The organism is Brevundimonas sp. (assembly GCF_032107865.1).
In the GTDB taxonomy this organism is placed as follows: domain Bacteria; phylum Pseudomonadota; class Alphaproteobacteria; order Caulobacterales; family Caulobacteraceae; genus Brevundimonas.
Genome location: NZ_DAMCNG010000196.1, coordinates 1 through 4,842 on the forward strand (window position 1 = coordinate 1; position 4,842 = coordinate 4,842).

Consider the following 4,842-nt stretch of genomic DNA (forward strand, 5'->3'; position numbering starts at 1 on the left):
CGATCCGTCAGCAAGGCGAGCCGCAGCCGACGCAGGGCGCCGATCTCCTGCGCGCCCGTCGCCGCCAACCGCTCGTCCGCCGGCGTACGCCCCCACGGCAGAGACAGTTGCAGCAGGCCGAACCGGCTGAGCGGTCCGATCGCCGCCCCGTCGTGATCGGCGAACGCCAAACGCGCCATGGATAGAGTGGTCTCTGGATGCAGGCCAACGCCTACCAGATCGATGACAACCAGACCGCCCCACCCTTTCAGCGCCAGCAGCCGCGCCGTCTGGCGAAGACCTTCGCGATTCACCGCCTCGCGCCCCTTGCGGGAATCGCGACCGGCGGCGGGTGCGTAATCGATATCGACCGCGATCAGGGCCCGCGTCCGTTGCACGGCCAGATCCAGCCCCACGCCCGGCTCGACCACGCCGCCGGACAGAGCTTCTTCTTCAACCTCCAGCGCCGCACGGATCGCCTCAACGCCCGTCGTCACAGGCGCGCCCGGCGCCAGCTGGTTCAGAATGGCGGCGACATCGGGTCCGACCGCCAGCAGACGCGGCTCGCCGTTCGCCTCTCCCAGGCGGCGCAAGACCGGCCCCTTCCGCTCGCGCGGCTCGGCCGTGATCAAAAGTTCAAGCTTGGCGCCTTCCGCCGGACGATCCGCCTTGCCCAACGGCAGAAAACCGAACGGCTCGCCGCAGCCCAGATCGATGAAGGCGCCGTGCAGGCCCGGCGCCAGGCGCGCCACACGGCCGACGACGCGCGCCCCCAGGCGATGCTCGGGCCGGTCGTCGTCTCTATGTATAATGAGGGCGCTGGCGCGGCCGTCGCGAAAGACCACGCCTCGGGTCTCGCCCGGAGCTGCGTCCAGGAAGACCTCGACATCGGCCATCAGGCCGCCTCGCCTCGCCAGCCTGCGCCGCGCAGCAGATTCGCCGCCTCATACAGCGGCAGGCCCATGACGGCGGGGGGACTGCCGACGATTCGGGTGATGAAGGCGGCGGCCCGGCCCTGAATGCCATAGCCCCCGGCCTTACCGCGCCATTCGCCCGAAGCGACATAGCCGGCGATCTCGTCCTGAGACAACGGCTTGAAGCTGACGCGGGTGTCGACCACGCGCCAGGAGGTGCGCCCGCCGCAAATCACGGCCACGCCGGTAAAGACGCGATGATTGCGCCCGGACAGCAGCTTCAGGAAGCGGATCGCCTCCGCCTCGTCCGCGGGCTTTTCCAACAGGCGGCGCCCCACTGCCACCACGGTGTCAGCCGCCAGGACCACGTCATCGGGGTGACGCTCGGCCACGACCGCCGCCTTGGAACAGGCCAGGCGCTGAGCCAGACGCGGCGGCGTCTCGGCCTTTTCAGGGGTTTCGTCGATATCGGCGGGATCGACCAGATCAGGCGCAATGCCGATCTGCGCCAGCAATTCGATGCGGCGCGGGCTCGACGAGGCCAGAATCAACCTCGGAGCCAAGGCGTCAGGACGCGACACGCGCGTCCTTACTTGAAGCGGTAGGTGATGCGACCCTTGGTCAGGTCATAGGGCGTCATTTCGACCAGCACCTTGTCGCCAGCCAGCACCCGGATGCGGTTCTTGCGCATCTTGCCCGCAGTGTGGGCGATGATCTCGTGATCGTTTTCCAGCGTCACGCGGAACGTCGCGTTGGGCAGCAATTCGCTGACCACGCCGGGGAATTCCAGCAGTTCTTCCTTAGCCATGCGGCCTCTCTCGCCCGTGTGAACAGCTACGGGCCCGCGCCGAGCGTGAGCGCGAGCCGTGAAAGTGAGGGCGCCTAATGCACCAAAACGCTTGGATAGTCGAGTTCAGCCCCGACGGTAGAGGGCGCACACCAGGGTGAAGAGACGGCGCGCCGTCTCCTGGTCGATCTCCACCTTGCCGTCCAGCCGGGTTTTCAGCAGGGCGGCCCCTTCATTGTGCAGACCGCGCCGCCCCATATCGACCGACTCGATCTGGCTGGGCGAAGAGCCGCGCAGGGCCTCATAGTAGCTTTCGCAGATCAGGCCGTAGTCACGGATCACCGTCTTCATCGGCGTCAGCGACAGAACATGCGTCCGGCTGAAATCCGGTCCGGCGATGTCGAAGGCCAGACGATTATCCTGCGACGAGAGGGCCAGGGCGTAGGGACCGCCCGCCGCGCCGTCCGGGACGAAACTGTTCTGTTCGACCAGATCGAAGATGGCGACCCGGCGCTGGTGCTCGATCTCGGCCGTGGCGGCCGGCAGGGAGGCGCTGTCGATCTCGATCGAGGTCAGCTTGTGCGGCCCGCTCATTCCGCCGCTCCGTCCAGATGGGTCGGCGCCACCCGCGCGGGCCAGCGTTCGGACAGGTCGGTCAGCACCGCATCCAGGCACTCCACGTCGATCCGCAGATCGCCGCCGCCCGCGAACATCATCATCACCTGACCGCCCGGCGCCTCGGTCGGCAGGAAGTCGAGCGCCAACAGCTCCAGCGCCGCCTCGGGCAGACGCGGCAGGCGGCGGCTCTTGACCGCCTGGACGTCGCCGAACTGCATGGCCGCCATGACCCGCGTGCCGCCGCATTCCCAGCAGAAGCGCGACAGGACGACGGTCAGACGCCGCGCCTCCTTCTCCCAGCGGATGTCGACCGGACGCATGATGGCGTCCTGAAGCGCGGCCGAGATGATCTGCAGGTCGTCCGCATCCTCGGCCAACAGGCGAAGAGGCGTCATCGGCGTCAGGCTTTCACCCGCTGCGCCTTCGCCCACGACGTCGTCGGTCAGGGCCGAGATCGGTTCGCCGTCAGTGCTCATCGCCCTCCCCCTTGATCCGTCGGACATCGGCGCCGCACGCGCCCAGCTTCTCTTCCATCCGTTCGAAACCGCGATCCAGATGATAGACGCGGCCGACCGTCGTCTCACCTTCGGCCACAAGACCGGCGATGACCAGAGACATGGAGGCGCGAAGATCCGTCGCCATGACCGGCGCGCCCTTCAGCCCCTCGACGCCGCGCACCACGGCCTCGCCCGCATGGACGGTGATGTCGGCGCCCAGTCGCGCCAGCTCCGGCGCATGCATGAAGCGGTTCTCGAAGATGTTCTCGTGGATGACGCTTTCGCCTTCGGCCGTCGTCATCAAAGCCATGAACTGCGCCTGCAGGTCAGTGGCGAAGCCCGGATAGATCTCGGTCGTGACGTTGACGGCCTTCAGCCGTTGCGTCGAATCGCGACGGACGATCAGACCGTCCTCGGTCGGTTCGATCTCGACGCCCGCCTCGACCATCTTGTCGGTCAGGGCGGTGATCAGGTCGGCGCGCCCCTTGGTCAGACGCACCTCGCCCCCGGCCATCGCCGCAGCCAAGGCATAAGAGCCCATCTCGATCCGATCGGGAATCACCGACCAGGTCGCGCCCGACAGGGACGAGACGCCGGTGATCGTCAGCACGTCCGTATCCAGCCCCTCGATCTTCGCGCCCATGGCGATCAGGCAGCGGGCCAGGTCGCCGATCTCCGGCTCACGCGCGGCGCGCTTCAGCACCGTTACGCCATCCGCCAGCACGGCGGCCAGCAGAGCGTGCTCCGTGGCGCCGACCGAAACGAACGGGAACTCGATCTCGGCCCCGCGCAGGCCCTTGGGCGCGGTGGCGGTGACATAGCCCTCTTCCAGCTCGATCGCCGCGCCCATGGCCGTCAGGGCCTGAAGGTGCAGATCGACCGGCCGCGCGCCGATGGTGCAGCCGCCTGGCAGAGAGACCTTGGCGTTACCCGTGCGCGCCAGCAGCGGCCCCAGCACGTTGAACGAAGCTCGCATCTGACGCACCAGGTCATAGGGGGCGAAGGTCGAGGTCAGCTCCGGCGCATGGAACAGGGTCTCCTGCCCGTCGGCGCCGTCCCGCTCGGTCACTTGCACGCCGAACTGGCGCAGCAGCTGTCCCAGGAATCGCGTGTCCGCCAAACGCGGCATGTTCGTCAGCAGCAGAGGCTGATCCGTCAGAATCGACGCCGCCATCAGCTTGATCGCCGAATTCTTGGCTCCGCTGACCGGAATGGAGCCGTTGAGGCGATTGCCGCCGTGAATGACGATGCTGTCCATGGGTGTCGGGGAAGTCCTGGGAGGCCCGGACCCCTACGGCCCGGCGAACCGGTTATCTAGCAAGCCGGACGGCGCCCGCGAAAGGCCGTAACGTCGCAAGACGGATGACTTTCAGTTGCTTTCGCTCGGCGGCCGCGCGCCGCCCGCTCCCGGCGCCTTGCGGCGACGCAGATTCGTGCGCAGGGCGGCCGCCAGACGCGCCGCGCGCTCGGCCTTGGCCAAGGCTGCGGGGCTGGCAGAAGGGGACGAGTCTGCGTCTCGCCCCGTCTCGTCCGCGTCTTTGATCGGCTTATCCATGCTGGCAGCAGACCGCGTGCAAAGATTTTGATCAAGCATGCATTTTTGGCTTGGCCCGGCCGAAACCTTTGGCTATACGGCCGCTTCCTCAGTGACCCGCCGCCGTAGCTCAGTGGTAGAGCGCATCCTTGGTAAGGCTGAGGTCGGCAGTTCAATCCTGCCCGGCGGCACCATCTCGGCCCTTGCTGATTTCAGATCGGCAAGGGCCGAGGCCAATTTTACCATTTCAATCAAGTATTTGTCTTCCCGCCTGACGTATCACGTCCGGCGCAGGCGTCTTCACGCCTCGGTCAGGCAGAATCGTTGCTGGATGCAGGCGATGCCGGCAGGCCCGCTCGCCTGACCGACACCGCCATTCCGTCGCCCGTCTCAAGACAGGGCGACAGCCTTCATGGATGTCGCAGAATCAATCAGTCGCTCAGCCGAGACTGCCGCTCCCTTCCCGATCAGCATCCGCCCGCCCATGAAGTCGGCGGGGGCGTTGACCGCCTC

7 protein-coding genes and 1 tRNA gene are annotated in these 4,842 nt (G+C 67.1%); 1 reads left to right on the forward strand and 7 read right to left on the reverse strand.

Annotated elements, in window-relative coordinates; genetic code table 11:
- The 6 genes from RT567_RS13490 to murA form a co-directional block, all read right to left on the reverse strand.
- Positions 1–875 (reverse strand): ribonuclease E/G (locus tag RT567_RS13490; protein ID WP_313576806.1); only part of this gene is annotated, 875 nt, incomplete at its 3' end.
- Positions 875–1,474, reverse strand: a complete 600-nt coding sequence (locus RT567_RS13495) for a nucleoside triphosphate pyrophosphatase (protein ID WP_313576807.1) — start codon at positions 1,472–1,474, stop codon at positions 875–877. The genes RT567_RS13495 and RT567_RS13490, both read right to left, overlap by 1 nt.
- 8 nt (positions 1,475–1,482) lie before the next feature.
- On the reverse strand, positions 1,483–1,701 hold the full coding sequence (gene infA / locus RT567_RS13500; protein ID WP_003164348.1) for a translation initiation factor IF-1: 219 nt from the start codon (positions 1,699–1,701) through the stop codon (positions 1,483–1,485).
- A gap of 105 nt (positions 1,702–1,806) precedes the next feature.
- Positions 1,807–2,274 carry a UPF0262 family protein gene (locus tag RT567_RS13505; protein WP_313576808.1) on the reverse strand — a complete coding sequence of 156 codons (468 nt, stop codon included), beginning with the start codon at positions 2,272–2,274 and terminating at the stop codon, positions 1,807–1,809.
- Positions 2,271–2,774, reverse strand: a complete 504-nt coding sequence (locus RT567_RS13510) for a DUF2948 family protein (protein WP_313576809.1) — start codon at positions 2,772–2,774, stop codon at positions 2,271–2,273. Before RT567_RS13510 ends, RT567_RS13505 begins: the two co-directional genes overlap by 4 nt.
- Positions 2,764–4,053, reverse strand: coding sequence for a UDP-N-acetylglucosamine 1-carboxyvinyltransferase (murA, locus tag RT567_RS13515; RefSeq protein ID WP_313576810.1), 1,290 nt, complete (start codon positions 4,051–4,053; stop codon positions 2,764–2,766). Before murA ends, RT567_RS13510 begins: the two co-directional genes overlap by 11 nt.
- Positions 4,054–4,448: 395 nt before the next feature.
- On the opposite strand from murA, the gene RT567_RS13520 reads away from it, so the two are divergent.
- A tRNA-Thr gene (locus RT567_RS13520) sits at positions 4,449–4,523 on the forward strand.
- A 196-nt stretch (positions 4,524–4,719) separates the two neighbouring features.
- Here RT567_RS13520 and RT567_RS13525 read toward each other — a convergent pair.
- Positions 4,720–4,842, reverse strand: a 123-nt coding sequence (locus RT567_RS13525) for an oxidoreductase C-terminal domain-containing protein (protein ID WP_313576811.1), incomplete at its 5' end; no start/stop codon positions are given.